We start from the raw sequence: 26,678 nt of genomic DNA, 5'->3' as shown, positions 1-26,678 counted from the left end.
CATGAAAAAGTCGCCCCTCACGTTACTGCTGACCCTTGGTTTGCTCAGCACCCCGCTTTCGGCTTTCGCGGCAACGGCGCCGCTGGAGTTGGTGGGGCCAATCTCGGACTACAAGATCTACGTCACCGAACAACTGGATGAACTGGCCAGCCACACCCAGCAATTCACCGACGCGGTGAAAAAAGGCGACCTGGCCAGCGCGAAAAAACTCTATGCGCCGACCCGGGTTTATTACGAATCCATCGAGCCGATTGCCGAGTTGTTCAGTGACCTCGATGCGTCCATCGACTCCCGGGTCGACGACCACGAAAAAGGTGTGAAGGCTGAAGACTTCACAGGTTTCCACCGCCTCGAATATTCGCTGTTCTCGGAGAACAGCACCCAGGGCCTGGACGAGTTGGCCGACGGCTTGAATAAAGACGTGAAAGACCTGCAAACCCGCGTCGCCGGCCTGACCTTCCCTCCGGAAAAAGTCGTCGGCGGTGCTGCAGCATTGCTTGAAGAAGTGGCCGCCACCAAGATTTCCGGAGAGGAAGACCGTTACAGCCACACCGACCTATATGATTTCCAAGGCAACATCGACGGCGCGAAGAAAATCGTCGACTTGTTCCGTCCGCAGATCGAAAAGCAGGACGCGGCGTTCATGGCCAAGGTCGACAAGAACTTCGCCACGGTGAACAAGACGTTGGCCAAGTACAGAACTGCGGGTGGTGGCTTTGAGACGTATGACAAGGTGAAGGACAGTGACCGCAAGGCGCTGGTCGGGCCGGTGAATACGTTGGCTGAGGATTTGTCGATGTTGCGGGGGAAGTTGGGGTTGAATTGAGTTTTTTGTAGCGTTTGAGCGGGCCTCTTCGCGGGCAAGCCTCGCTCCTACGGTTGATTGCATTCCTCTGTAGGAGCGAGGCTTGCCCGCGAAGGCGTCCTTACTGGCGCCACACCCGCCCCGCCGTGTTAATCCTCACAAAATCCGATACAACAACCGCTCGATCCTTACCCGGCTAACTCGCTTGAGAAACTTGGCCACTCCCGTCGGATAATCCGGCAGTGTTTCCAGATCCTGATACCGCTCGATGCGGCTGGTGTGCCGGAAAATCTCCGCCAGTTCATTGCCACGCGGCTCCAGCAATTCACCTTTCGGATCATCGATCAGCAACGCGTTTTCCAGGTCGAGACGGAACGCCCGTGGATTGAGGTTGTTGCCGGTCAGCAAGGTATAGCGCTGATCGATCCACATGCCCTTCAGGTGATAGGTGTTGTCGCCATCCTTCCACAAATGCAGGTTCAGCTTGCCACTGTCGATGCTGCGCTGATGACGCTTGGCGAAGCGCCGCAGGCTGATCTCGTAAAGGTATGGTAGTGCCGCGATCACCTTGAACGGCTCGCTCGGCGGAATGTAGAAGTCGTTGGCGGTTTTGTCGCCGACAATGATGTCGATCTTCACGCCACGGGCCAGGGCACGGTTGATTTCCCGGGTCACCGCCAGCGGCAGGTTGAAGTACGGCGTGCAGATGGTCAGCTGATGCTGGGCGCTGGCGATCAGCTCACAGATCACCCGACTCAACGGATTGTTCTTGCCCACGCCGAGCAAGGGACTGACCGATAAACCGCCCTTCGCCGTGCTGCCCGCTGTGGTGTCGTACGTCGCGTGCTTGAGACGGCTGCGCAGGTCACCAATGTCGTTGCGCAGGCTGCGAGTGGTCGGCAGGTTCGGCAGGTCGAGGCGATGCACCGCTTTGGAGGCGATCAGACCGTGCTGAATCAGGTGCTGCATCGAATCGGCCAGCGCGTGGTTCTGCAGCAGGTGATAACGGTCGAAGCGGTACTTGTCGAATTTGTGCAGGTAAACGTTGTTCAGGCTCGCGCCGCTGTAGAGCACGCAATCGTCGATCACGAAGCCCTTCAAATGCAGCACGCCGAACAGCTCGCGGGTCTGCACTGGCACGCCGTACACCGGTACAACGCTTTCGTGGCTGCGGGTGGTTTCCTGATACCAGGCCGAGTTGCCCGGTTGCTTGCCGGCACCGATCAAACCGCGCTGGGCACGCAGCCAGTCCACGACTACCACCACATCCAGTTCCGGGCGCGCCAGTTTGGCCGCGTGCAGGGCATCGAGGATTTCCTGGCCGGCCTCATCTTGTTGCAGGTACAGCGCGACGATATAGATGCGCTGGGTGGCCTGGGCGATTTTTTCCAGCAGGCAACGACGGAACTCGGCGGCGCCAGAGAGGATGGTGACGGCATCGGCGGTCAGCGGAAAACTGCGCAGTTTAGGCAGCAGAGAGCGTTTGAAAAGCGACGGCATAGGGCTCGCAAAAGGGTCGAATCCGAAGAACCCGAGAGCTTACACCATGGATCGGTTTGGGTCTTGTTAGTGTCTGTAAAGACCTCTTCGCGGGCAAGCCTCGCTCCTACGGTTGATTGCATTCCCCTGTAGGAGCGAGGCTTGCCCGCGAAGGCAATTGCCCGCGAAGGCAATCTCACAACCACAACAAATAATCTCTTGACCAAGGAGAACGATCATTCTACTGTTAGCCGCATGAACGAAATCACTAGCAATGACACACGCGACATCATTCTGGATGTCACCGAAAAGTTGATCTACAAAAGTGGCATCGCTGCCACGGGCATGGATCTTCTGGTGAAAACCGCCGGCGTCTCCAGAAAAAGTATTTACCGCTACTTCGCCAACAAGGAGGAGCTCACCGTCGCGGCCTTGCAACGCCGCGATGTGCGCTGGATGCACTGGTACCGAAGCGAAGTCGGCAAGGCCGAGAGCCCGGCCGACCGGCTGCTCAACCTGTTTACCGTGCTCAAGGCCTGGTTCGCCTCCGAAGGCTTTCGCGGCTGCGCATTCATTAACACCAGCGGCGAAACCGGTGACGCGCAAGACCCGGTTCGCCTGGTCGCCAAAGACCACAAACAGAAGCTGCTCGACTACGTGTGCGAGCTCTGCACCGAACATGGCGCAACAGACCCGGAGACGCTGGCCAAACAGCTGCTGATCCTGATCGACGGTGCCATTACCGTAGCGCTTGTGATGGGTGATCACAGTGCCGCCGATAATGCGCAATGCATGGCGCGAAAGTTATTGGACCTGTAACACTTTTAATAAGCCGACAACTTGCTTGAACGTTAATTTGATAGGGAGACTTAATATGTCTACTGCCGAAGTTCGTCCGCCATTGCCGCCGTTTACCCGTGAATCGGCCATCGAAAAAGTTCGCCTGGCCGAAGACGGCTGGAACTCCCGCGACCCGGAACGGGTGTCCCTGGCCTACACCCTGGACACCCAGTGGCGTAACCGCGCCGAGTTCGCCCACAACCGAGAAGAAGCAAGAAGTTTTCTGACCCGTAAATGGGCCAAGGAACTGGACTACCGACTGATCAAGGAACTCTGGGTCCATGGCGACAACCGCATCGCGGTGCGTTACGCCTACGAATGGCACGACGACTCGGGCAACTGGTTCCGCTCCTACGGCAACGAGAACTGGGAGTTCGACGAGAACGGCTTGATGTTCAACCGTTACGCCTGCATCAACGACATGCCGATCAAGGAAAGCGACCGCAAGTTCCACTGGCCGCTAGGCCGCCGGCCGGATGATCACCCGGGCTTGTCCGATCTGGGCCTATAACTTCACCGAGATCCCATGTGGGAGCGGGCTTGCCCGCGATGGCGATGTCACAGGCAACTTATTTGTTGAATGTGAAACCGTCATCGCGGGCAAGCCCGGCTCCCACAGTTTTTTTGGTGTTCAGGCGACCGCGGCTTGCGGCGTTACAGCCGCCTTCGCTTCCAGCTCCCGCACCAACGGCAACACCCGTTTGCCGAAGTACTCCACTTCCTCCTGAAAGTGCAGAAACCCCGCCAGCACCAAATCCACGCCCACCGCTTTCAACGCGACGATCCGCTCGGCGATCTGTTGTGGAGTGCCAATCAGGTTGGTCTTGAAGCCATCGTTGTACTGCACCAGATCCTCAAAGGTCGATTTGGCCCAGTTGCCCTCACCCTCCGGCGACGCCCTGCCCGCCTGCTTTGCCGCATCACCAAAGGCATTCACGGCTTCGGGATCGGCCTGATCGATGATCTGCGCCAGCACCGCCCGTGCTTCTTCTTCGGTGTCTCGTGCAATGACGAAGGCATTCACCCCGACCTTCACCGAATGATTGTTCGCGGCCGCTTTGGTGCGGATGTCGTCGACCTGGGCCTTGATGCCTTCGGGGGTATTGCCGTTGGTGAAGTACCAGTCCGAAACCCGCGCCGCCATGTCCCGGGCCGCACGGGAGCTGCCGCCCTGGAAGACTTCCGGCTGACCCAGCGGCTTGGGTTTGAGGCTGTAGTTGTCGAAGCGGTAGAAGTCGCCGCGAAAGGTGAAGTTGTCCTGGCTCCAGATGCTTTTCAATGCGCGGATAAATTCTTCGGAGCGGCGATAACGTTCGTCGTGTTCCAACCAATGTTCACCGATGGCCTGAAACTCACCCTTGAACCAACCGCTGACAATGTTCACCGCCACTCGGCCGTTGGTGAGTTGATCAATGGTTGCCAGTTGCTTGGCCGCCAGCGCGGGCTGCCATGGCCCCGGCAGGATCGCCGCGATGACTTTCAACTGGGTCGTTGCGGCCAACAGCGCATGGCTGAAGGCAACGGATTCATGCTGGAATTCGGCACCATAACCGGCGGTGAAACGAATCTGGGTCAGGGCATATTCGAACCCCGCCTCTTCGGCCAGTTGCGCCAGCTTGCGGTTGTAGTCGATGCCCCAGTGGGTGCGCTGCTCGATCTTGCTGACCACCAGCCCACCGCTGACGTTCGGCACCCAGTAGGCAAATTTGACGGCTTGCTGACTCATTGGCATGTCCTCGGGTTTTCAGGGAAGTCCTGAGGCCAGAGCAGCAACCGTGCCAGCGCTGAATCTTGAGGTGACACTGTGGCGAGGGAGCTTGCTCCCGCTTGAGTGCGCAGCGCTCACAAATATTTTGGGGCCGCTGCGCAGCCCAGCGGGAGCAAGCTCCCTCGCCACAGGTATGTGATGTGCTGGAGCAATTTGCTGATGCACTGTTGGCACAGCAACAATTCAGGCCACACCGAAATCCACAACATCCAGTAAACCAGGGTCTGCGAGCTTCGGCATGGTCCGTGCAATCCCCTATGGCACTCACTGCCGTTCCAAGGAGCTGTCCCATGACCGAACATCACGTAATCAACCCGCTGTCCACCGGCACTGACTATGAAGCGTTGGCCTTGCGTTTTCGGCCGATCTTCCAGCGCATCGCCGCCAGTGCCGTTGAGCGCGAGCAAACCCGCAGCCTGCCTTACGAACCGATTCAATGGCTCAAGGACGCCGGCTTCGGCGCGGTGCGGGTGCCGGTTGAATACGGCGGTGGCGGCGCGTCTCTGCCGCAGCTGTTCGAGCTCTTGATCGAACTGGCCGAAGCCGATTCCAACGTACCCCAGGCCTTGCGCGGGCATTTCGCCTTTGCCGAGGATCGTTTGAACGCGGCACCGGGGCCGGCTCGGGATGTCTGGTTCAAACGCTTCGTGGAGGGAGATATCGTCGGCTGCGCCTGGACCGAAATCGGCAGCGTAGCGATCGGTGATGTGATCACCAAGGTCTCGCCCGACGGCGATCGGTGGCGGCTCAACGGCGAGAAGTTCTACAGCACCGGCAGCATTTTTTCTGACTGGATCGATGTCTATGCCCAACGCAGCGATACCGGCGGCGATGTGATCGCTGCCGTCCGCACACGCCAACCGGCAATTGTGCAGAGCGATGACTGGGACGGTTTCGGCCAGCGCACCACGGGCAGCGGCACTTCGCGGTTTGTCGAGGCGGAAGTGGACGCCGAGAACATCATCGACTTCGCCACCCGATTCAAATACCAGACGGCGTTTTATCAGTTGGTGCTGCTGGCGACCCTGGCCGGGATTGGCCGCGCCGCGTTGCGCGATGTGGCGCATCAGGTGCGCGAGCGTAAACGCATCTACAGCCACGGCAATGCACAACGGGTCAGCGAGGACTCGCAAGTGCAGCAGGTTGTCGGTGAAGTGGCAGCGTGGGTGTATGCCGCCGAAGCCAGTGCCTTGAAGGCTGCGCAACCGGCGCAACGGGCTTATCTGGCGCGGTTCTCGGGGGATGAAGCGCTGGAGCGCGCGGCGAATGTGGCAGCGGAGATTGAGTCGGCGAAGGCTCAGGTGGTGGTCTCGGAATTGATCCAGCGTGCGACCACGTCGTTGTTCAATGCCTTGGGCGCTTCGGATGTGCGCGAAGGCAAATCGCTGGACCGGCATTGGCGCAATGCGCGGACCGTGTCATCGCACAATCCGGTGATCTACAAGGCGCGGATTGTCGGCGACTGGGCGATCAACGGGACTGAACCGCCGTTCGTGTGGCAGATCGGTAATGGGCCTGCCACCCGGTAATGATCGTTCCCACGCTCCGCGTGGGAATGCATCCCGTGACGCTCCGCGTCACATCCGAAGCGGACGCGGAGCGTCCATGGCGGCGTTCCCACGCAGCGCGTGGGAACGATCGGCTGTAACAGGGTAACTTTATAGGTAAGATACCGGCCTTCCTCGCAGCCCTCTTCTGCGCCCTGCCGAATAAGCCCATTCCATGCCTTTCGAACTCAGCGTTGACCTCACCACCCTGGCCGTTCTGGCCCTCGTCGCTTTCATTGCCGGTTTCATCGACGCCATCGCCGGCGGTGGCGGTCTGTTGACCACTCCGGCGCTGCTGACTGCCGGCCTGCCACCGCATCTGGTGCTGGGCACCAACAAGCTCAGTTCGACCTTCGGCTCCGCCACTGCCAGTTTCACTTTCTACCGGCGCAAGCTGTTCCATCCTCGGCAATGGACGCACGCCATCGTCGGCACGTTGGTGGGCGCGCTCACCGGCGCCGTGGTCGCTCATTATTTGCCGGCGGAATGGCTGAACAAGATGCTGCCGGTGATCGTTTTCGCTTGTGGCCTGTACCTGTTGTTCGGCGGCACACCGAAGGCGCCGCTGGACAGCGACGCACCGATCAAGAAAAAGTGGCAATCGACTCAAGGCTTCAGCCTCGGCTTCTACGACGGCGTGGCCGGTCCGGGAACGGGAGCGTTCTGGACCGTCAGCAGTCTGCTGCTCTACCCCATCGACCTGGTCAAGGCCAGCGGTGTGGCGCGCAGCATGAACTTCGTCAGCAACATCGCAGCGCTGTCGGTGTTCATCTTTTCCGGGCAGGTGGACTGGATCATCGGCCTGAGCATGGGCCTGTCGGTGATGGTCGGCGCCTTCTTCGGCGCGCGCACCGCCATCAGCGGCGGTGCGAAATTCATTCGCCCGGTGTTCATCACCGTGGTGCTCGGCTTGACCGTCCGGTTAGCCTGGCAGCACTGGTTCAGCGTGGCCTAAGCGCCGCGCCACATAGACGTCGATCAGATAACGGGCAATCGAGCGTGACGCCGGCAACGGCGGCAGCTCGTGCACGTTGAACCACTGGGCGTCCTCGATCTCGTCTTCCTGGCAGACAATCTCGCCGCCGGCGTACTCGGCGTGAAAACCGAGCATCATCGAATGCGGGAACGGCCAGCATTGACTGCCCATGTACTGGATGTTCTTGACCTCGATCTGCACCTCTTCGCGGACCTCGCGAATCAGGCAGTCCTCGGCCGACTCACCCGGCTCGGCAAAGCCCGCCAAGGTGCTGTAGACCCCGGTGACAAAACGAGGTGAACGAGCTAGCAGAACTTCGTCGCCACGGGTCACCAGCACGATCATGCTAGGTGAAATGCGCGGATAGTGGCGTATATCACACGGTTCACAGTACATCGCCCGCTCACGCGGCACCTGGCTCATCACCTGCCCGCAATTGCCGCAAAAGCGATGTTCACGGGCCCAAGTACCGATTTGCGCGGCATAGCCGAGCACCTTGTAGACGGTGTGATCGTCCTCGAGCATGAACGCTCGCAGGCCTTTCCAGTTGCAGCCCGGTACTTCGCTGTGACTGCGCAGCTCCAGCAAATAGACCGGTTCGCCATCCAGGTGACCGATGCCATGCTCGGCGAGAATCGACAGGTCCTGACGTTTGAGCCATTCGCGTGGAAACAGTGCGCCATTGTCATCGAACAAAAAGCCTTCGGGGCTGCGCGCCACGGCCCAGCCGCCGGGTTGATCGGTGTCCAGTACTGCGGTGGTCCAGCGTGAAGTCATGGTTAATCAATCCAGAAATTCGGGTTTCTGTTTGCTCATATGGGCGGCCATGGCCACGCGCAGATCGGTGGATTGCAGCATGGCGGCGTTCCAGGTGGCGACGTATTCGAGGCCGTCGTCGATGCGATGGTCACGCATGTAGCTGATCATCTCTTTGGTGCCGGTGATAGCAATCGGCGACTTGCCGGCGATCTCGCGGGCAATGCCCATCACGCCTTCCAGCAGGCTGGCGGCATCGCTGTAGACGCGATTGACCAGGCCGATGTTGCGCGCATCAAAGGCGCCAAAGGTGCGACCAGTGTAAGCCAGTTCACGCAGCATGCCGTCACCGATTATCCGTGGCAAGCGTTGCAAAGTGCCCACATCGGCTGCCATGCCGATGTCGATTTCCTTGATGGAAAATTGCGCGTCCTCGGCGGCGTAACGCATGTCGCAGGCCGAGATCAGGTCGATGGCGCCGCCCAGGCAATAACCCTGAATCGCCGCCAGCACCGGTTTGCGGCAATTGTCGACGGCATTGAACGAGGCTTGCAGGGCGAGGATCTTGCGCCGTAGCAGGCGCGCATTGCGGCCGACATCCTTGCCCAGTTCATTGGCCACACCGGCCAGCATCATCAGGTCGATGCCCGAAGAAAAATGCTTGCCGGCACCACTGAGCACCACCACCCGGACTTCATCGGTATCGTCGATCCACTGGAAAATATCGATGATCTCGCTCCAGAACGCGGCGTTCATCGAATTGATCTTTTCCGGGCGGTTGATCTGCACATGGGCGATGTTATCGGCCAATTCGACGCTGAAGGCGGTGTATTGAGACATGGCAGTGATCCTTTACCGGGCAGAATATGAGGCCCGAACTATAACAAGGCATCCGTGCCGGCAGTAAGGCAGCGGTTCGGCCAAATGCGGGACTGCTCCGGGTTTTGTGGTGTCTGGACGGGCCTCTTCGCGGGCAAGCCTCGCTCCTACGGGTGTTATGCATCCAACACCATTCCCCTGTAGGAGCGAGACTTGCCCGCGAAGGCCACACCACCGATCCAACTGACCTTCACCGCCACAAACGCAGCCATTTCATGAACCCGCCTTAGCGCACCAGCAAAGTTATCACTATGCTTGCACCTGACTTTCCAAGGAGGAACCCCACCCATGCCAATCTCTTCACGTGCAGCCTTGCTGGTTATCGACGTACAGAACGACTTCATTCCCGGCGGTCAACTGCCGGTGCCGGAGGGTGACCTGATTGTGCCCCTGATTAATCGTCTGGGTCGCCAATTCAAACAGGTCATCATCGCCCAGGACTGGCATCCGCCCGGCCATGCCTCATTCGCTTCCAGCCACCCGGGGCGCAAACCTTACGACGTGATTCAGTTGCCTTATGGCGAGCAAACGCTCTGGCCTGAGCATTGCGTACGGGCCACACCCGGCGCCGAGTTCCACGCGGAACTGGACCTGCCCCACGCCCAACTGATCATCCGTAAGGGCTGCAATCCGGGCATCGACAGCTATTCGGCGTTTCTGGAAGCGGATCGAACCACGACCACAGGCTTGGCCGGATACCTTAAAGAACGCGGCATCGACACGGTTTACATGGTCGGGTTGGCGCTGGATTTCTGCGTGATGTTTTCTGCGCTGGACGCGCGGGCGGCGGGGTTCAATGCGTTTGTGGTGATGGATGCATGTCGGGCGATTGATCTGGATGGATCGCTGGCGGCAGCGATTGACCGGATGCAGGTGGCTGGGGTCGGGTTGATTCCATCAACCGAAATACTTGGTTGAACGATCATGCACAACCCCCATGGCAAATGACTCCTTGTGGCGAGGGAGCTTGCTCCCGCTCGGCTGCGAAGCAGTCGCAAAATCTTCGAATGAAGTCTCTTTGGAGAAATGTATTTGTAGGTATTGGGGGCGCTTCGCGCCCCAGCGGGAGCAAGCTCCCTCGCCACAGGTACGGTGAAAGATTCAAGTAGGGGTCGGCAACCAAAGTCGAAACCGCGCTCCCCCCAACGGCGAAGCCTGCGCGGTGAGTGTGCCGCCCTGGGCTTCCAGCGCCCGGCGACTGATTGCCAAGCCCAGACCAAACCCGCCAGTGGCGCGATCCCGGCTGCGGTCCAGGCGGTAAAACGGCTCGAAAATCCGCTCCCGCTCTTCTTCCGGAATGCCGATGCCATCGTCATCCACCCAGATCTCACAGCCCTTGGGGCACACCTGCACACCGATCTGAATCCGTTTTTCGCAATAGCGCATCGCATTGCGCAGCAGGTTCTGAATCGCCCGGGCGGTCAGTCGCGGGTCCAGCGAGAAGCGTTCGAGCTGGCCGTTGAGCAGTACATCGATGACGATTTGCGGTGACTCAAGCTCTTCATCGACGCTGCCCAAAATGCTGTCGATGAACTCATCCAGCGACACATCGACCTGTTCCGGCAGCCGCCCCGGGTTTTGCAAGCGGCTGTAAGACAGCAATTCCAGCACCAGTTCATCCAGTTCGCGAATGTGCGCGACCAAGCCTTGCAGACGTTCGCGGCTGGTGGCCGGCAAGTCGTCGGACAGCGCCAGGGCCAGGCCGAAATCCAGCCGCGTCAGCGGCGTGCGCAGTTCGTGGGACACAGCATTGAGCAGATCGCGCTGCTGATTGAGCAGGTTTTCGATATCGCCGGCCATGGTGTCGAACACGTTGGCCAGGCTGCCGATGTTGGAGCTGGGGGAAATCTGTGTGCGCTCGCTCAGGTGGCCCTTGCCGAAGCGTTCGGCGGTACCTTTGAGGCGTTCCAGGTCGCGCCAGTGCGGGCGCAACCACAGCAACAGACAGGCGAGCATGGTCGCGCCGATCAGCACGTTGATGCTCCAGTACAGCCAACTGACGTCCGTCGGGTCCGGCGGCACGACCATTTTCACCACCATCTGCTCGTTCAGCGGTGCCACCGCCAGGGTACGCCAGCCCCAATCACCGATGCGCACCACGTTCTCACCGCGCCGCAAGCGTTCACGTTCATCGAGGGTGAATTCGGCGTCGTCGTTGCGGGTCAGCACGATGTGCAGCGGCTGAAATTCCTTGTCCATCTCAGTTGCCAGCGCTGGCCACTGCTCTGAAGGCACGGCGCGAAACTGCTTGGCAATCAGCGTTTGCAAACCTCGGGAATAATCAAGGTTATAGGTCACGAAGCGCTCATGGAAAACCTGGATCACCAGGTCCGGCACCAGGTAGATCGCTGCGCTGAACGAGACGATAGTCACCAGATAGAGGCGAAACAGGATTCTGAACATCGACTCAGCATTCCCACTCGGAGCGGCTGAACAAGTAACCCTTGCCCCACACAGTCTTGATCTTGCGCGCCTCGCCGGCGTGGTCGTCGAACTTGCGCCGCAGCTTGGAGATGGCCACGTCCACCGAACGGTCGGTGCCGTTGAATTCGATACCGCGCAAGCGTTGCAGAATCTGGTCGCGGCTCAGTACTTCGCCGGCATGCCGGGCCAGCACCACCAGCAGGTTGTATTCACCACTGGACAGCTCGACCAGTTGCTCGCGCCAGGTCACGGTGCGCTCGGACAGGTCGATGCACAGGTTGCCCATGAGAATGCGATCGTTGGCGGTCATCGGTTCGCTGAGGCTGCTGCGGCGCAACAAGGTGCGCACCCGGGCCAGCAAGACGCGTGGTTCGCAAGGTTTGGTGACGTAGTCGTCGGCCCCCATTTCCAGGCCCAACACTTGATCGTGGCTGTCGTCGCGGGCGGTGAGCATCAGGATCGGCAAAGTCGCCGAATCGGCTCGCAGCAAGCGGCAGACCTGCAAACCGTCGAGCCCCGGCAGCATCAGATCGAGAATCACCAGGTCCGGAGGATTGAGCCGCGCCCGTTCGCGCACATGATCGCCACGGCTGATCACGCTGACGCAATAGCCGTTGCGTTCCAGGTAGCTGGCAATCAGTTCGGAGAGTGCGGAGTCGTCTTCGACCAGGAGGATGTTGGGCATGGGTGTTTCCAGAAAGTGCAGGGGTGACCATAAGGGCCTCTTCGCGGGCAAGCCTCGCTCCTGCAGGGCTCCGGTTGGTCGCGGATTGGCGTCCGGCACAAATCCTGTAGGAGCGAGGCTTGCCCGCGATCGAGCGCGAAGCGGTCGCCAAGGATATACGCCCTCACACGCCCATGAGCAAAACCCTTACACAATTTCACACAGCGCCTACAAAGCTTCACCGCTACCTTGATCGGCTCCCCGTAGGATGCGGGAGGTCATTATTGGGGTATTCACATGTCAAAGAACCTGCTTGCCACGCTCAGCCTGATTGCACTGGCGTTGACGCTGAGCGCTTGTGACCAGTCCTCGACCGCCGAAGAACAGGCACCGCTGGCCACCGTGCGGATCGAAACCATACAAGCCCGCCCCCTATCGATCAGCAGCGAACTGAGCGGGCGGATTGTCGCGCCACGGATCGCCGAAGTGCGCGCCCGTGTGGCCGGCGTGGTGTTGCAGCAGGCCTTTCGTGAAGGCAGCGACGTAAAAAAAGGCGACGTTCTCTTCCGTATCGACCCGGCGCCGTTCAAAGCCGACCTGGACAGCGCCGAAGCCGCATTGCGCAAGGCCGAGGCCAATGCGTTCCAGGCCAGACTGCAAGAGCAGCGTTACGCCCAGTTGATCGAAGGCAACGCCATCAGCGGCCAGGATTATGACAACGCCCGGGCCAATGCCCGGCAGACCGCCGCCGATGTCGCTGCCAACAAAGCCGCCGTGGAGCGAGCGAAACTGAACCTGGGTTATGCCACTGTCACGGCGCCGATTTCCGGACGCATCGGCCGCGCACTGGTGACCGAAGGCGCGCTGGTCGGGCAGAACGAAACCACCCCTTTGGCATTGATTCAGCAGTTGAACCCGATCCACGCTGACCTGACGCAATCGACCCGTGAACTCAACGACCTGCGCCGCGCGTTCCGTTCCGGCCAGTTAAAGGAAGTGGGCCAAGGTCAGGCCAAAGCCACATTGATTCAGGACGACGGCAGCCTCTACCCGCTACCGGGCAAGTTGTTGTTCACCGACATCACCGTCGACCCGGGCACCGGTCAGATCATTCTGCGCAGCGAATTCCCCAACCCGGACCTCGACTTGCTGCCGGGCAGCTTCGTTCGCGTGCGTCTGGAGCAAGCGTTCAATCAGCAAGGCATCAGCGTGCCGCAACGGGCCATCCAGCGTGACAGCGCCGGCATTGCCCAAGTGCTGCTGCTTGACGCCGACCAGCGAGTCGGCCAGCAACCGGTCGAACTGGGCGCGGTGCAGAACGATCGCTGGATCGTCACCAGCGGCCTCAAGCCCGGCGACCGCATCGTCACTGAGGGCCTGCAACACGCGCGCCCCGGTGAAAAAGTCCAGATCGACAACACCCCTCTTCCACTTGCCCAGGTTTCTGGTCAGTAAGCAGGACGCTTTTTTATGCCGCAGTTCTTTATCGACCGCCCGGTATTCGCCTGGGTGATCGCCTTGTTCATCCTGCTGGCCGGTGCGTTGGCCATTGTGCAGTTGCCGGTGGCGCAGTACCCGAACGTTGCGCCGCCGAAAGTCGAAATCTACGCCACCTACCCGGGCGCTTCGGCACAGACCGTGGACGAAAGCGTGGTCAGCCTGATCGAGGAAGAGCTCAACGGCGCTGATCATCTGTTGTATTTCGAATCCCAGAGCAGCCTCGGCAGCGCCACCATCACCGCGACGTTCCAGCCGGGCACAGACCCGGAAATGGCGCAAGTCGACGTGCAAAACCGCCTCAAAGTGGTGGAGTCACGTTTACCGCAAGCCGTCACCCAGCAGGGTTTGCAAGTGGAGAAGGTCTCCGCCGGTTTTCTGTTGCTGATCACCCTCACCTCCAGCGACGGCAAGCTCGACGATGTGGCGCTCAGCGATTACCTCGCGCGCAACGTGATGAACGAGATCAAGCGACTGGACGGCGTCGGCAAGGCCCAGTTGTATGGTGCCGAACGGGCGATGCGGATCTGGATCGATCCGCAGAAACTGATTGGCTTCAACTTGACCCCGGCCGATGTCAATGCCGCCATCGTTGCGCAAAATGCTCAGGTTTCCGCGGGCAGCATCGGCGACTTGCCAACCCGCACCACGCAGGAAATCACCGCGACCATTCTGGTCAAAGGCCAGCTGTCGACGCCGCAAGAGTTCGCCGACATCGTGCTCAAGGCCAGTCCTGACGGTTCCACCGTGCGCATCGGCGATGTGGCGCGGGTCGAGATCGGCAGTCAGGAATATCAATTCTCCACGCGGCTGAACGGCAAACCGTCGACCGCCGTCAGCGTGCAACTGTCGCCAGGCGCCAATGCCCTGAGCACCGCGACGCTGGTGCGGGCGAAGATGGATGAACTGGCGCGCTACTTCCCGGCCGGCGTCGAATACAAGATTCCGTACGACACCTCGCCCTTCGTCAAAGTCTCGATCACCAAAGTGGTCTACACCCTCGTCGAGGCGATGGTACTGGTGTTTGCGGTGATGTTCCTGTTCCTGCAAAACATCCGCTACACGCTGATTCCAACGCTGGTGGTGCCGGTGGCACTGATGGGCACTTTCGCGACCATGCTCGCGCTGGGCTTCTCGATCAACGTGCTGACCATGTTCGGCATGGTGCTGGCCATCGGCATTCTGGTGGACGACGCGATTGTGGTGGTGGAGAACGTCGAGCGGATCATGGCCACCGAAGGCCTGTCGCCCAAGGACGCGACGCGCAAGGCGATGAAGCAGATCACTGGGGCGATCATCGGCATCACCCTGGTGCTGGTGGCGGTGTTCATTCCGATGGCGTTCATGCAGGGCTCGGTCGGGGTGATTTACCGGCAGTTCTCGCTGTCGATGGCCACGTCGATCCTGTTCTCGGCGTTCCTCGCCCTGACCTTGACCCCGGCGCTGTGCGCGACGCTGCTCAAGCCGATTGCCCAGGGCGAACATCACACCAAGGGCGGCTTCTTCGGCTGGTTCAACCGGCGCTTCGAGCAACTGACCGAGCGCTATCAGGACTGGGTCGCGTATGCGTTGAAACGCACCGGGCGTTACCTGTTGATCTACGGCGTGCTGCTGATCGGTCTGGGGTTGTGCTTCAGTCGCCTGCCCTCCTCGTTCCTGCCGGTGGAAGACCAGGGTTACACCATCACCGACATTCAACTGCCGCCGGGCGCGAGCAAGAACCGCACGGTGCAGGTGGTCGAGCAGATCGAAGCGCACAACGCCACCGAACCGGGTGTCGGCGACAGCACGGTGATTCTCGGTTTCAGCTTCTCCGGCAGCGGGCAGAACGCCGCGCTGGCGTTCACCACGCTCAAGGATTGGTCGGATCGGGGCAGCGACGACTCGGCGAGTTCGATTGCCGACCGCGCCAACATCGCGCTCAGTCAGATCAAGGATGCCATGGCCTTTGCGGTCCTGCCGCCGCCGGTCGATGGCCTCGGCACTTCCAGCGGTTTCGAGTTCCGCCTGCAAGACCGTGGCGGCCTCGGCCATGCCACGCTGATGCTGGCGCGCAGCCAATTGCTGGCCGCCGCCGAAAAAAGCCCGATCCTGATGAACGTGCGCGAAAGCGCCCTCGCCGAAGCGCCGCAGGTGCAACTGGAAGTCGACCGCAAGCAAGCCAACGCCTTGGGCATTTCGTTTGCCGACATCGGCAACGTGCTGTCCACCGCCGTAGGTTCGGCCTACATCAACGACTTCCCCAATCAGGGGCGGATGCAACGGGTGGTGGTCCAGGCTGAAGGCGATCAGCGCAGTCAGGTCGACGACCTGCTGAAAATTCACGTACGCAACAACGCCGAGAACATGGTGCCGTTGTCGGCTTTCGTTCGGGCCAACTGGACCCAGGGCCCGGCGCAATTAACCCGTTACAACGGCTACCCGGCCATCAGCATTTCCGGCGAACCGGCGCCCGGCTACAGCACCGGCGAAGCCATGGCGGAAATCGAACGGCTGGTGGCGCAGGGCCCGGCGGGGTTGGGTCAGGAATGGACCGGGCTGTCGTTGCAGGAGCGCTTGTCCGGCAGCCAGGCACCGATTCTGCTCGGGCTGTCGCTGCTGATCGTGTTCCTGTGTCTGGCGGCGCTGTATGAGAGTTGGTCGATTCCGACGTCGGTGCTGCTGGTGGTGCCGCTGGGTGTACTCGGCGCGGTCTTGGCGGTGACGTTGCGCGGGATGCCCAACGACGTGTTCTTCAAGGTCGGGCTGATCACCATCATTGGCCTGTCGGCGAAGAACGCGATCCTGATCATCGAATTCGCCAAAAGCCTGTACGACGAAGGCCACGACCTGATCGACGCCACCCTGCAAGCCGCGCGCCTGCGCCTGCGACCGATTGTCATGACGTCGCTGGCGTTCATCCTTGGCGTGGTACCGCTGGCAATCGCCACCGGGGCCAGTTCGGCGAGCCAGCAAGCCATCGGCACCGGGGTGATCGGCGGAATGATCACCGCGACCCTGGCAGTGGTGTTTGTACCGGTGTTTTTTGTGGTGGTGATGAAACTGGTGAGCAAGCGCCACAAAAACATCTAACCCACAGCACATCTCCTGTAGGAGCGAGGCTTGCCCGCGAAGAGGCCGTCACATTCAACATTAATGTCGACTGACACACCGCCTTCGCGGGCAAGCCTCGCTCCTACAAGGGATTATCGTTGTGGTCACAACCTGGGCTAAGGTGTTTAGACACTCAGGCCAATCGAGTTCTCATGCCCCTACTCGCCCGCACCCACCCACGCCTGTCCGCCGCTGCCACACTCGGCGTCGCGGTCGGCATTCTGGCCCCCGCAGACTCAATCATCAGCAAAATCCTCATCGGCTGGAACGCCGGGGTCTGGACCTATCTGGTGCTGATGCTCTGGCTCACCATGCGGGCCAAGGCCCCGGACGTTAAACGCATTGCCGAGGTCGAGGACGAAAACGCCGGTCTGGTGTTGCTGCTGGTGAGCATAGCGGCGCTGGCCAGCCTCGCCACCATCACCTTCGAACTCGCCGGCAGCCGGGACCTGGAAACCACCCGCAAACTGCTGCGCTACGGTTTCACGGCATTGACGGTAATCGGTTCATGGCTGCTGATCGGGGTGATTTTCAGCGTGCACTACGCAAGGTTGTATTACACCTGGAACGGCAAGGAACCGGCGCTGCGATTTGCCGAGGGGCTGACAACGCCTAATTACTGGGACTTTTTGTATTTCTCATTCACCATCGGTGTGGCGGTACAAACGGCCGACGTCGGCGTGGCGACGCGGGATCTGCGCAAGATCGTACTGGCGCAGTCGTTGATCGGGTTTGTGTTCAATACGGCGATTCTGGGGTTTTCGATCAATATTGCGGCGGGGCTTTTCGGCTGATTTTCTGACTCGCGATAACAAATCGGGCCTTTATACCTGTCATTTATGACAGTAGATTTTGCATTCCCCGTGATAAATGATCCGACATGTCGCCGACACGCTATTGCCGGCCCTCTCGATGTCACCGAAGGATCGATCATGAAAAAGCTTACCCTGCCTCCGAACAATCAACCGAAAGAAACCACCGGCACGTTTTCCGCAACGCTAACCAACAGTGAATTCACCCACTTTAAAGCCATAACAGTGAGACTGTGGCTCGACGCTCCAGGTGAAGAGATCTACCCAAACCGATGGATTCTGAATGGAAGTACTGCAGAAGAGAATAAGGTCAGAACGCTGATGGCCCTGACGTTCGATGAACACTTGTCTGGAGGCGAATATGACCTGGGTGGTGACACCGCCAAAGTTCGGCTGTCATACACACGATTAATCCGAACCAGTGAAGGCGGCGGCATTGCGGAAAGTTACAACGCCATCGCAGGTAAAGTGAAACTCGAATTCGACATTCAGTCAGGCTCTCTCCAAGGCAAGATGATCGACTGCACGATTCAACGTGCAGGACAACCGGCCGTACGGTTTGATCTGAAGGGCGAATTTGATGTCTCGGGATTTGATGTTGTCATCCGTTGAACCCGAAGCCCCTATCAACTAGGGGCAAGACCTTGTTATCAGGCCTCACAGGTCGTCGAGGCCTAATAACGTGCACTCGCTCCTTTGCGACAATGTCCTCTACGCCTGGCACAGGCCTTCTAGACATCCCCCCCTTCTGCGAAGTTAACCTGTAGCGGTCCTAAAGATCATCCGCCAAACTGCGCTCGACGATCTGCTCAAACGCCTGACCTGTCATCTGCACTGGCGCGCCCGGTATGGCGTAGACTCACATCTGCCGCGGGTAGCGCAAAAAGCCCGCGATTATCTGCATGCTCACGCTCAACAGGGCATCGGTCTCGCTCAACTGGCTGTTATTAGGGTCGACATGGGCTGGGGCACTGATCACCGAACTCTCTGCCATATGAAATCGGGTCGGCAAGCTGTTTGTTAACACCCCATCAAAATAGCGTAAAAGGATCACACTTCAAGGTGGCTGTAAACTATCAGGTATGACAGTTTACAGCCACAATGTAATCAGCTCTGATAGCTTATCCATAAGCAGGGTCCCGATCAGGCCTTTGGATACCTCACACTTGCATAGAGGATTATATTATGAGAACAAATGCCCAACTAAAGCCCGTGGCACCGTATTTTATCGGCACCATTAATGAAGCCTTCTTCGAAGCTAATCAAAGGGAAGTAAAGGACGCTGACTTCCCACCACCATTTGATAAACATCTTGTTTTTTCAGCCACTCAGCGCGAAGTGGATTTAAGTTATAGGGAAATTCGGATAGTTCTTCCGAAAGCTTTGGAATACAAAACTTACTCATTGGCCGATACTAACTTTCAGGTGCATTTCGAGTACATCGATGCCCGTAGCGAAAACAACGTCGTCTATGTAGGGATTTCAGGTTCTATCACGCTCTTCGAATCTAGCGAGCCCACCTCCGTGGCCGCTACGTTCGACGTCACAGTCGAGGATGACAATCACGATACAAAACTAGAGGTTGATGGCAGCTTCGACATGTTGCTTCCATGACTCACCACAACAATCGGCATAGGGGCGGCCTTCATAGGCCGCTCCCCTGGCATGCGGGTCCGCACCGGGCGGTTCGAGAGATTGAGGTTATTAGAGCCGCACCAGTCCCATCACGGCTTCGATTCACGCTTGCTCCCCACACTCGGTCACCCTCATGCAGTTGCGCTTCACTTCGTTCGCTTCGGTCTGCTCACGGCGGGACTTTCACCAACAAGATTGCGCCCATGCTGGGCGCACCACAAAAAACCACCCTGAGATTAGTCGGGGTGTTTTAGTTTCGGCAGCTGAAAGCCGCGATTAAAAGTTATAGCTTAAGCCCACACTACCGCTCCAGTTCTGATCGATAGTATTACCTTTACTACCCCCCAATTCGCCATAGACCTGCCAGTTTTTCTGCGCCGGGATCCAGTTCATTCCCACTGTATATTCAAGGCTGGTACTGGAAGGGTCACTGTTAAAGTCATCATCATTAACCTGCACATCATTACTTTTTACAAATTCGTGTCCTATTGCCATTCGCACTCTTGGTTGTAGCTTGCTGCCGTTATCCAGAGCGATCTCACGGCCCACGGTCATCCCCACTTTACCCAACAGTGAGCGCGCCGCATCCGCATCAACCTCCAGGTCATTATCCATCCGGTATTGTTTGCCCTCGACTGCCGCAAGACCCACCTGAGCAAACGGTTCAATAAAGTTACCGTTATCAAAACGAATGTGTTTGCCCACTTCCACCGTTGCACTGACTCCCAGATTTTTATAGTTACCTTTGCTGCGGGTGCCGTCACTCATCGTGACCTTGGCCTTGTTGTCAAACTGGTTGACCTTGCCCACCACGTCCACATACATGCCACTGGCTATGTCGAGCAACGTGCCATAGATACCCGCATTGAGGCTGTCCACCGTTGCCGTGGAACCGTTTTTGAGGTCTATGTCGGTACGCCCCGATCCCACGAACGCCCCGATTAGCCATTGCTGACCACCGAGTTGCGCTTGAGTATCGGCACCCAGCGCGAAACCTTGTTGGTTCTGGGTGTAACCGCCACCGTAGGCGTTGGCAACGTTGTACTGGTTGCCGTAGGTACGCATCCATACGCTGTTGCTCAGGTTTTTCACCGAGGCATCGCTTCGTGCCATGGTCGATGTATCTTCACCACCACTACCAAGACGGCGATCACCCAGGCGACTGTTGAGTGTGGTCATTTCCCCATACAAGATGCTCGGCGCGCTGCCTGCAATAGCCAGCACCGCATTGGTGGACGTACTGACAGTCTGATTGGGTTGAAGGAACAATCCCTCACCCTCCCTCAACAAGCCATAAGTGCGTGAGCCTGCATCGACCAGACCACTCAAGGCAAAGCTCGCATCGCCGCCAGCGATGTTACCGATCTTCACCACATCGGGACTCGCCGGATTGGTGCCACTCGCCGTCACCTGAAGGGTGTGCTCACCACTGGCACTCTTCGTGACATTCAGGAAATCGGTACGGTCGATATCCACGTCGGCGTGCATGATGAAGATGCCCTTGCCCGACAGATTCTCCACATCAAGTTGGTGGAAAGCATCTTTATCCCCCAGGCGAACAACGCCGGCTTCAAGCGCCAGGTTTTGCACCGAGCTGTTACCTGTGGTCACCCACTGGCCAGCATTGCTGATTTGAACAGCCGTTGAATTATCAATTCGGCCAGTTAGCGTGGATCCATTGTCCAGCACGACCGTGCCAGCGATATCAGTCATGACATCACCAGTCATGCTGCCACCATGATCCAGCGAAAGACTGAGGACCTTGTTCACATTACCTTTGAGTACAGCGCCATTGTCGATCATTACCGCAGCACCACTGCCGGCTTGTGCTAGTACATCACCGGTCATAATGCTTTGAGTATCGAGTGTGACCTGAACGACGTTTTGCAAATTACCGGTCAGTGAGGCGCCATTTTGAAAACGGGTGCTGGCTGTGCTGCCGGAGTCGACCACCACATTACCCACAAGTGAACTGCGATCAACGGTGAGCCCGACCGTTGCCCCATTGTTAATCTCAAATATGTTGCCGTTACCTGCCACCAACGTGGAACCGTTCAGTACATAAATGCTGGCCTTTGCGCCTTGCAAATTCAACAAGCTGGTAGAGATCGCAGGGCCAGTTCGACCTTCAATCCGTGAGTTATCCAGGACTACCGTTGAAACTTCCCCGCGAGCGGGTTCGCTCCCGATGCGCAAACCAGCGTCTCCTCCGCTGATAGAGCTATTTATCGCCGAGAGTGATCCATTCAGGAGTCTGACACCGTCCGACGTCGCACCAGTAGCGTTGATGGTACTGTCAATCAAATCGAGCACACCAAGACCGTTGACCTGCGCACCCACACTGGAAGCCGTCACGGTGCTGTTAACCAACTTCACGCTGGAGCCGGATTGATCCTGAATGTTACGTGTCAATAACAGGCCTGTAGCATTGCTCGTCACTGTGCTGTTGGTGATCTGCGCACTGCTACTGGCAAGGCGGATCGCCGCGCCGGAACCCGACGTATTTTCAACAGTCCCCCCGACCATGTTCATGACCGACAGTCGTTCAAGACCAATCTGTTGATTGCTTCCCCCATTGACCACGAGCGTCGCCCCTACCGCTCCGATATCACCAGTGAGTGCATCATTGGCAATCAGCTCGGAGCCTGGGTTCAACGTCCAGGATTCAAACGGAGTGGTGCTATCAATCGTCTGGCTTTGCCCTGGATTCAGAACACCGGCGTGAGTGGCAGAGACAGACAACATCAGCAGCGTGAAGGAAGGAATCCCCCATTTATTACCCAAGATGTCGAATTTGAAAGATGGCGTGGTACGCATGCGAGTAGCCCTTAGTAATATCCAGCGCCAAAGAAGAAATAGCTCGAATCCAGCGTCGGACAATAAATATGGAAAGCGCGCCGAAGACTACAGGCGAAACCGTTACTTCTCTGTAGGACTAATCTTCATATATCGACGGACAAGTCTCCAGAACACTCATCTCTGGTGGCCTTCATCGCAAAAATCCGTAGGCAAAATCACACCCAACCAACATAAACCTTGTCAGTCATATTGATTGGGTGCCCAACCGCTAATTAACCGTCACTGCCCGCCCCCAAGTCGTCACAGTACTCAAGACTGCTATTACGCACCCTTACAGGATGCATCTCTTCAGGTGATGTGAACGTTGTTCCACCCAGCACTATCTCGTACCAAATCTGCGCAAAATAGAAGGTGACTGGAGAACCTTCTGGTGTCTCCTGCTGAATCAGCTTGAAAAGGCTGTAAGGCAAATCGAAGTCAAGATCGGCTCCTCCTACTGGCATGTTTTTAGCGTCGGTGAAAGTCGCGCCGGTGATCGGGGTTGCGGCCGTTTCCTCTTTCCAGCCCAGCATTCTCATGGTGACCTGTCTTCCTGGCGGAAGATCGCGATGGCCGCCAGGCGCCGACACTTTGAGCGGAGGTACAGTCGTAACCCCTGCGTCTTCAGTTCGAGGCACCATTGTTTTGCAGGTGATATACCGCTTGGCACCCAGCACAATAAATGGACCTTTATGCGGATCCAGAGCGATCTCGAATGTCTCGACCAGTACGTCGGTCCTGGGCAACTGCCGCATGATGTTGGGATTACCAGGGTATTCAATGGTGTAATAAGACTCGGTGCTTCCCACCGTAGGCGAGATCAATGAGTATTCAACATCTATAAAGACTGCTGCATCAGCATTTTTCATTTCCTTCGTTCCTACTGGCTTGTCGTCCCAGTAGAAAGTGATTAGTGCATCCATTATTAGATTCGGCGCACCTGCCCACCTTGTAGCGGTGAAGCGTATTGGCTGATTAATGTCCAGCGTTGTCAGATGGTTCGGGTCGCCACCACCCGCGCGTCCGCGAACTTCGACCGGGAGCAGATTATCGTTGTCCAGTTCGGGCAACAGATCAGGAGGTATCCCCGGAAATACAAAATTGACAAATATTGTCGTTGCTGGATATGGGATTGCAGCATCTGCGCCACGTTTCAACGTGTAAGCGATTTCTACGGTCTTCTCCCCCGTAGCACCTTGCGTCACTTCATCCAGAATGTCGTAGGTAAGTTTCATTTTGAACGGACCGGGAAGAGTGCCTAATTCTTCACTACCTAGCACTACCTCTTTGTCTCCCTTGACTGTCACGGTTATAAGGTCTTTCGGATCCCCGTTATCTGGATAGTCGATCTCGACAAAGATCTCTGTGCCAATAGGCAAAAAGGTACCAAGACTGATGGCCTCCGTATGACCCGGGCCGGCCGCCGGAACTCTGAGCGGCTTAAGCACCGGGGGAGGCAGAAATGCGATCGGCAACGTGGGGGCGCCAGCGATAACAGAGTCCTGCGATGGGTTTTTCGGCGCGTCATGCCACATATAGCGATGGAACAAGCCTCCGTTTGGAAGCTTCCTCAGCTCAACGAGGGGAATAGTGAACTCTCCAAAAAGCGGATCCGCCGAAGCTGTAACCTGACCGCGGTAAAAGACGGGCATGGTTGTGGTCGTGCCCGATCTATTAGCGATACAAAAAGTAATTTCATCATTGGCCTGACGGTTGGGGTAGTTTATTGCAACGCGAACCACTAGCCCCCCAGGGTTGGCAGTGGCCCAGGCTTCATTAATCACCTCCCCTCCAGCCACATTCAGATTGAAAAAAATCGCGAAAGGCGGCGGCGTTCTGCTGAAGGGTTTCTTTACATAATAGGGTGCATTCTTGTCGACAAAGAATGTAATAGGGGGCGAGGAGTCTTCAATGCCAAGCCCATCGATGATATGGAAGCGACAGTAATATTCCGTTGGACCCGGAATATCCGGGTCATCTGGAATCAGACTATTTAGCACATTGATATCAACGGGAAAGAAGTCTGTAAAGTCGTCTGGTATATTGATCTTTCCGAGTTCTTTTTCAGGTTGCCCAGCTTTATTCCCCATGACCATTGCTATGCCGCCGCCAAACAATCCGTCTTTGAGTTCAGTTAACGTCACTTTGATAGCGGGCTTATTCAACTCTGCCAACAGGATTCTGCCGTCGCCGGCAATCTGGCCGACAATTTCCGGCGGATCGGCAAAAAGCCCAGTTCGAGTCGTTTTGCGTTCATCATCATTTTCCGTATTTTCTTTAGCAGTCATTTTAACGCTCTCCTTTTACGCATTAAGCCAAATGGCTTGACCTGCTCCATCAGCCCGACAGCTACTTGCCCGCTCTCCTGCGAAAGCAATGTTAAAACACAGACTGAATCAGCAAATATGAAAATCTTCCCTTTGCTTATTGCTCATGGTGCTTTGCTATATACTCATTAAATCTTGGCAACAGACACACTAATGAAACATCTACAAACTGTTTACGAGTAACAAGGTGAGTCGCCAGGAATACCTCTATCTATCCTTGCCAGAGCGGTTTGAGACCTTCCAATTATTCGCCCTCCCCTGGCAATGGTATAGATCGCCGTAATTGAGTCGTCATAGAGCAATGGCGCTATGCACGGAAAAAAAGGCACAAGTTCAGTAAACCCTTCTGCAATTTCCTTAGCATTCAAGTCTCTGGCAAATGTATCCACTGCCTCTGACACTATGTCTTTTCCATCTTCCCCAGGGGACCCGTTAAGTGTTCGATAACCTTGTAAGCGAAGGGAAAATTGATCATCTGGACGAGATAATGGCTGCGCTGGAATAATTATTACAATGCCCGATGTCAAGGGTGGAAAAGTTGAGCAATTGTAGTACCCATTTCCCGTCAAATTGGTAAAAATGGCCTTCACAAGTATCTCTTCAGGTCCTTGGGTGTGATCGATAATCAATTGTTTGCGCGGCGATGGATCGGGCATCCCGAACGCAGTCACAATGTAATAAAGCAATGCAATGCCATTCATGGCCATCCGTGATGCCGGGATCGGTACTTCAATCTCCAGCGGAACGATTCCCGTCGGGTACCGGTCCTCAAACAGGAGTTCCTCCCTGCCATCCTGAAGCCAAAACACTTCGAGATGGTCATCAAACGACGTTTCAGCCCAGCGTCGTATTCGGGCAATGGTGCCGCTAGTCAGAATCGGCAGAGGGATGAGGCCGTCAGGATCTGGAACGCCATCCACGGTGATCTCAACCGCCAATGCTTCGCTTGCCGTGGGCGAAAATTTTTCTTCAGTCGATTGAGTGCCCATAGACATCTGGAAATTCCTCAGTGAATGGCACAAGTTGCTAATGCCCACGCTCTTGAAAACACACAGTCCTTTGATATCGATTAGGCGCCGAGGGTGTTCTTATTGGCTACTGTCAGATCTGACAGGTATAAATGCCGTTCGTCGGATTGCGACGGCAGTTCAGGTTGGCATCATCCTGCGACGACTTGACGCAGGCCTTGCATTTGGTGCTTCATGAAACCGGTTTCAGGCTTACATTACTGGACTCCTGATAATTCCAATAACAAGGTCGCCCAACATGAACGACTTCTCCGCCGCCCAACGCAGCCGCGTGACCATGCTCGACGTCGCCGAACACGCGGGCGTCTCCAAGGCCAGCGTCTCGCGCTTCATTGGCGACGACCGCGCCCTGCTCTCCGATGCCATTGCCTTGCGCATCGAGCAGGCGATCAGCGAATTGGGCTATCGCCCGAACCAGATGGCCCGCGGGCTGAAACGTGGGCGCACGCGTCTGATCGGCATGCTGGTGGCCGATATCCGTAACCCTTATTCGATTGCCGTGATGCACGGGGTGGAAACCGCCTGCCGTCAGCACGGTTACAGCCTGGTGGTGTGCAACACCGATCGCGATGATGAGCAGGAGCGCCAGCACCTGGCGTTGCTGCGCTCATACAACATCGAAGGTTTGATCGTGAACACCCTCGGCCATCACCGCGATGAGCTGCGCGAGTTGCATCAGGAAATGCCCATGGTGCTGGTGGATCGCAAGGTCGAGCAGCTCGATAGCGATCTGGTGGGATTGGACAATCCGGCCGCTGTCGAGATGGCGGTTGCCCACCTTGAAGAACGCGGTTATCGCGATGTGCTGTTGGTGACCGAGCCGTATGACGGCACCAGTTCGCGGATCGAGCGGGTCAGCAGTTTCAAGGCGCAGATCGAGCAGCGTCCGGCGCTCTCGGGGGCGGTGGTTGAAACTGGCGGCGATCTGACCGCTCGTTTGAAAACCTTTCTGCAAACTCCCGGCCCTGGCCCGAAGGCGCTGTTTTGCGCCAACGGTATTGCCGCGCTGGCCAGCACTCATGCGTTGCGTGAGTTGAAGTGCAATCTGTTCGGGGATGTCGGGCTGATTGCCCTGGATGATCTGGATTGGTATCCGTTGGTAGGGAGCGGGATTACCGCGCTGGCCCAGCCGACGGCGCAGATTGGTGCGAGTGCGTTTGAATGTTTGCTCAAGCGACTGCGTGGGGATGATGGGCCGGTGCGGACGTTGGATTTTCCGGCGCGGTTGATTGTTCGGGGGTCAACCCTGGGGAATCTTCGGTGAATGTTCGAGCCCCATCGCGGGCAAGCCTCGCTCCTACAGGGGTCTG

21 protein-coding genes and 1 pseudogene are annotated in these 26,678 nt (G+C 57.5%); 13 read left to right on the top strand and 9 right to left on the bottom strand.

Annotation, left to right across the window (positions count from 1 at the left end; all coding sequences use genetic code 11):
- Window position 1: 1 nt before the first annotated feature.
- Complete coding sequence (gene efeO, locus PMI18_RS16150; protein ID WP_007900157.1) at window positions 2-826, top strand: iron uptake system protein EfeO; 825 nt, start codon at window positions 2-4, stop codon at window positions 824-826.
- Window positions 827-961: 135 nt separating this feature from the next.
- Here efeO and pssA read toward each other — a convergent pair whose 3' ends face one another.
- The gene (pssA, locus tag PMI18_RS16155) at window positions 962-2,305 is read right to left on the bottom strand and encodes a CDP-diacylglycerol--serine O-phosphatidyltransferase (RefSeq protein ID WP_007900156.1); all 1,344 of its coding nucleotides are present in this window, start codon (window positions 2,303-2,305) and stop codon (window positions 962-964) included.
- Between the two features lie 234 nt (window positions 2,306-2,539).
- On the opposite strand from pssA, the gene PMI18_RS16160 reads away from it, so the two are divergent.
- Together PMI18_RS16160 and PMI18_RS16165 are read left to right on the top strand one after the other, a co-directional pair.
- The gene (locus tag PMI18_RS16160; protein ID WP_033036363.1) at window positions 2,540-3,103 is read left to right on the top strand and encodes a TetR/AcrR family transcriptional regulator; all 564 of its coding nucleotides are present in this window, start codon (window positions 2,540-2,542) and stop codon (window positions 3,101-3,103) included.
- Window positions 3,104-3,158: 55 nt separating this feature from the next.
- Window positions 3,159-3,635 carry a nuclear transport factor 2 family protein gene (locus PMI18_RS16165; RefSeq protein ID WP_007900152.1) on the top strand — a complete coding sequence of 159 codons (477 nt, stop codon included), beginning with the start codon at window positions 3,159-3,161 and terminating at the stop codon, window positions 3,633-3,635.
- Window positions 3,636-3,755: 120 nt separating this feature from the next.
- Here the strand turns inward: PMI18_RS16165 and sfnG are convergent, their stop codons facing one another.
- Window positions 3,756-4,850 carry a dimethylsulfone monooxygenase SfnG gene (sfnG, locus tag PMI18_RS16170; RefSeq protein ID WP_007900146.1) on the bottom strand — a complete coding sequence of 365 codons (1,095 nt, stop codon included), beginning with the start codon at window positions 4,848-4,850 and terminating at the stop codon, window positions 3,756-3,758.
- A 332-nt stretch (window positions 4,851-5,182) separates the two neighbouring features.
- Between sfnG and PMI18_RS16175 the strand changes: the two genes are divergently transcribed.
- Window positions 5,183-6,421, top strand: coding sequence for an acyl-CoA dehydrogenase family protein (locus tag PMI18_RS16175; RefSeq protein WP_007900142.1), 1,239 nt, complete (start codon window positions 5,183-5,185; stop codon window positions 6,419-6,421).
- 193 nt (window positions 6,422-6,614) lie between these two features.
- Complete coding sequence (locus tag PMI18_RS16180) at window positions 6,615-7,394, top strand: TSUP family transporter (protein ID WP_007900140.1); 780 nt, start codon at window positions 6,615-6,617, stop codon at window positions 7,392-7,394.
- Here the strand turns inward: PMI18_RS16180 and nudC are convergent.
- Both nudC and PMI18_RS16190 read right to left on the bottom strand, forming a co-directional pair.
- Window positions 7,362-8,192 carry an NAD(+) diphosphatase gene (gene nudC, locus PMI18_RS16185; RefSeq protein ID WP_007900138.1) on the bottom strand — a complete coding sequence of 277 codons (831 nt, stop codon included), beginning with the start codon at window positions 8,190-8,192 and terminating at the stop codon, window positions 7,362-7,364. The genes PMI18_RS16180 and nudC overlap by 33 nt on opposite strands.
- 6 nt (window positions 8,193-8,198) lie before the next feature.
- Window positions 8,199-9,011 (bottom strand): crotonase/enoyl-CoA hydratase family protein, encoded by an 813-nt coding sequence (locus PMI18_RS16190; protein ID WP_007900132.1) that lies wholly within the window; start codon window positions 9,009-9,011, stop codon window positions 8,199-8,201.
- Window positions 9,012-9,338: 327 nt separating this feature from the next.
- On the opposite strand from PMI18_RS16190, the gene pncA reads away from it, so the two are divergent.
- The gene (pncA, locus tag PMI18_RS16195) at window positions 9,339-9,968 is read left to right on the top strand and encodes a bifunctional nicotinamidase/pyrazinamidase (RefSeq protein ID WP_007900129.1); all 630 of its coding nucleotides are present in this window, start codon (window positions 9,339-9,341) and stop codon (window positions 9,966-9,968) included.
- A 183-nt stretch (window positions 9,969-10,151) separates the two neighbouring features.
- Here the strand turns inward: pncA and PMI18_RS16200 are convergent, their stop codons facing one another.
- On the bottom strand, window positions 10,152-11,453 hold the full coding sequence (locus PMI18_RS16200) for an ATP-binding protein (protein WP_007900127.1): 1,302 nt from the start codon (window positions 11,451-11,453) through the stop codon (window positions 10,152-10,154).
- A 4-nt stretch (window positions 11,454-11,457) separates the two neighbouring features.
- On the bottom strand, window positions 11,458-12,159 hold the full coding sequence (locus tag PMI18_RS16205) for a response regulator transcription factor (protein ID WP_007900125.1): 702 nt from the start codon (window positions 12,157-12,159) through the stop codon (window positions 11,458-11,460).
- A gap of 276 nt (window positions 12,160-12,435) precedes the next feature.
- Between PMI18_RS16205 and PMI18_RS16210 the strand changes: the two genes are divergently transcribed.
- From PMI18_RS16210 to PMI18_RS16230, 6 genes and pseudogenes are all read left to right on the top strand, one after another.
- Complete coding sequence (locus PMI18_RS16210) at window positions 12,436-13,593, top strand: efflux RND transporter periplasmic adaptor subunit (protein WP_007900114.1); 1,158 nt, start codon at window positions 12,436-12,438, stop codon at window positions 13,591-13,593.
- Between the two features lie 15 nt (window positions 13,594-13,608).
- Window positions 13,609-16,707 (top strand): efflux RND transporter permease subunit, encoded by a 3,099-nt coding sequence (locus PMI18_RS16215; RefSeq protein ID WP_007900113.1) that lies wholly within the window; start codon window positions 13,609-13,611, stop codon window positions 16,705-16,707.
- 173 nt (window positions 16,708-16,880) lie between these two features.
- The gene (locus PMI18_RS16220; RefSeq protein ID WP_007900112.1) at window positions 16,881-17,522 is read left to right on the top strand and encodes a DUF1345 domain-containing protein; all 642 of its coding nucleotides are present in this window, start codon (window positions 16,881-16,883) and stop codon (window positions 17,520-17,522) included.
- A 138-nt stretch (window positions 17,523-17,660) separates the two neighbouring features.
- Complete coding sequence (locus PMI18_RS16225; RefSeq protein ID WP_007900111.1) at window positions 17,661-18,152, top strand: hypothetical protein; 492 nt, start codon at window positions 17,661-17,663, stop codon at window positions 18,150-18,152.
- A 160-nt stretch (window positions 18,153-18,312) separates the two neighbouring features.
- Window positions 18,313-18,483, top strand: a pseudogene (locus tag PMI18_RS31535) (AraC family transcriptional regulator); the annotation flags it as partial.
- Window positions 18,484-18,725: 242 nt separating this feature from the next.
- Window positions 18,726-19,154, top strand: a complete 429-nt coding sequence (locus PMI18_RS16230; RefSeq protein ID WP_007900109.1) for a hypothetical protein — start codon at window positions 18,726-18,728, stop codon at window positions 19,152-19,154.
- A gap of 297 nt (window positions 19,155-19,451) precedes the next feature.
- On the opposite strand, the gene PMI18_RS16235 is transcribed toward PMI18_RS16230, so the two are convergent.
- The 3 genes from PMI18_RS16235 to PMI18_RS16245 form a co-directional block, all read right to left on the bottom strand.
- Window positions 19,452-21,992 (bottom strand): autotransporter outer membrane beta-barrel domain-containing protein, encoded by a 2,541-nt coding sequence (locus tag PMI18_RS16235; protein WP_007900106.1) that lies wholly within the window; start codon window positions 21,990-21,992, stop codon window positions 19,452-19,454.
- Window positions 21,993-22,246: 254 nt separating this feature from the next.
- Entirely contained in the window at window positions 22,247-24,301 is a 2,055-nt protein-coding gene (locus PMI18_RS16240) for a hypothetical protein (protein ID WP_007900104.1), read from the bottom strand.
- Window positions 24,302-24,513: 212 nt separating this feature from the next.
- Window positions 24,514-25,335 (bottom strand): hypothetical protein, encoded by an 822-nt coding sequence (locus PMI18_RS16245; RefSeq protein ID WP_007900102.1) that lies wholly within the window; start codon window positions 25,333-25,335, stop codon window positions 24,514-24,516.
- Between the two features lie 271 nt (window positions 25,336-25,606).
- Between PMI18_RS16245 and PMI18_RS16250 the strand changes: the two genes are divergently transcribed.
- Window positions 25,607-26,632 carry a LacI family DNA-binding transcriptional regulator gene (locus PMI18_RS16250; protein WP_007900097.1) on the top strand — a complete coding sequence of 342 codons (1,026 nt, stop codon included), beginning with the start codon at window positions 25,607-25,609 and terminating at the stop codon, window positions 26,630-26,632.
- Window positions 26,633-26,678: the final 46 nt, after the last annotated feature.

Origin of the sequence: Pseudomonas sp. GM102 (assembly GCF_000282555.1) — a bacterium.
GTDB lineage: Bacteria > Pseudomonadota > Gammaproteobacteria > Pseudomonadales > Pseudomonadaceae > Aquipseudomonas.
The sequence above is the reverse complement of the archived record's forward strand: the minus strand, read 5'-3'. Positions and strand labels throughout refer to the sequence as shown.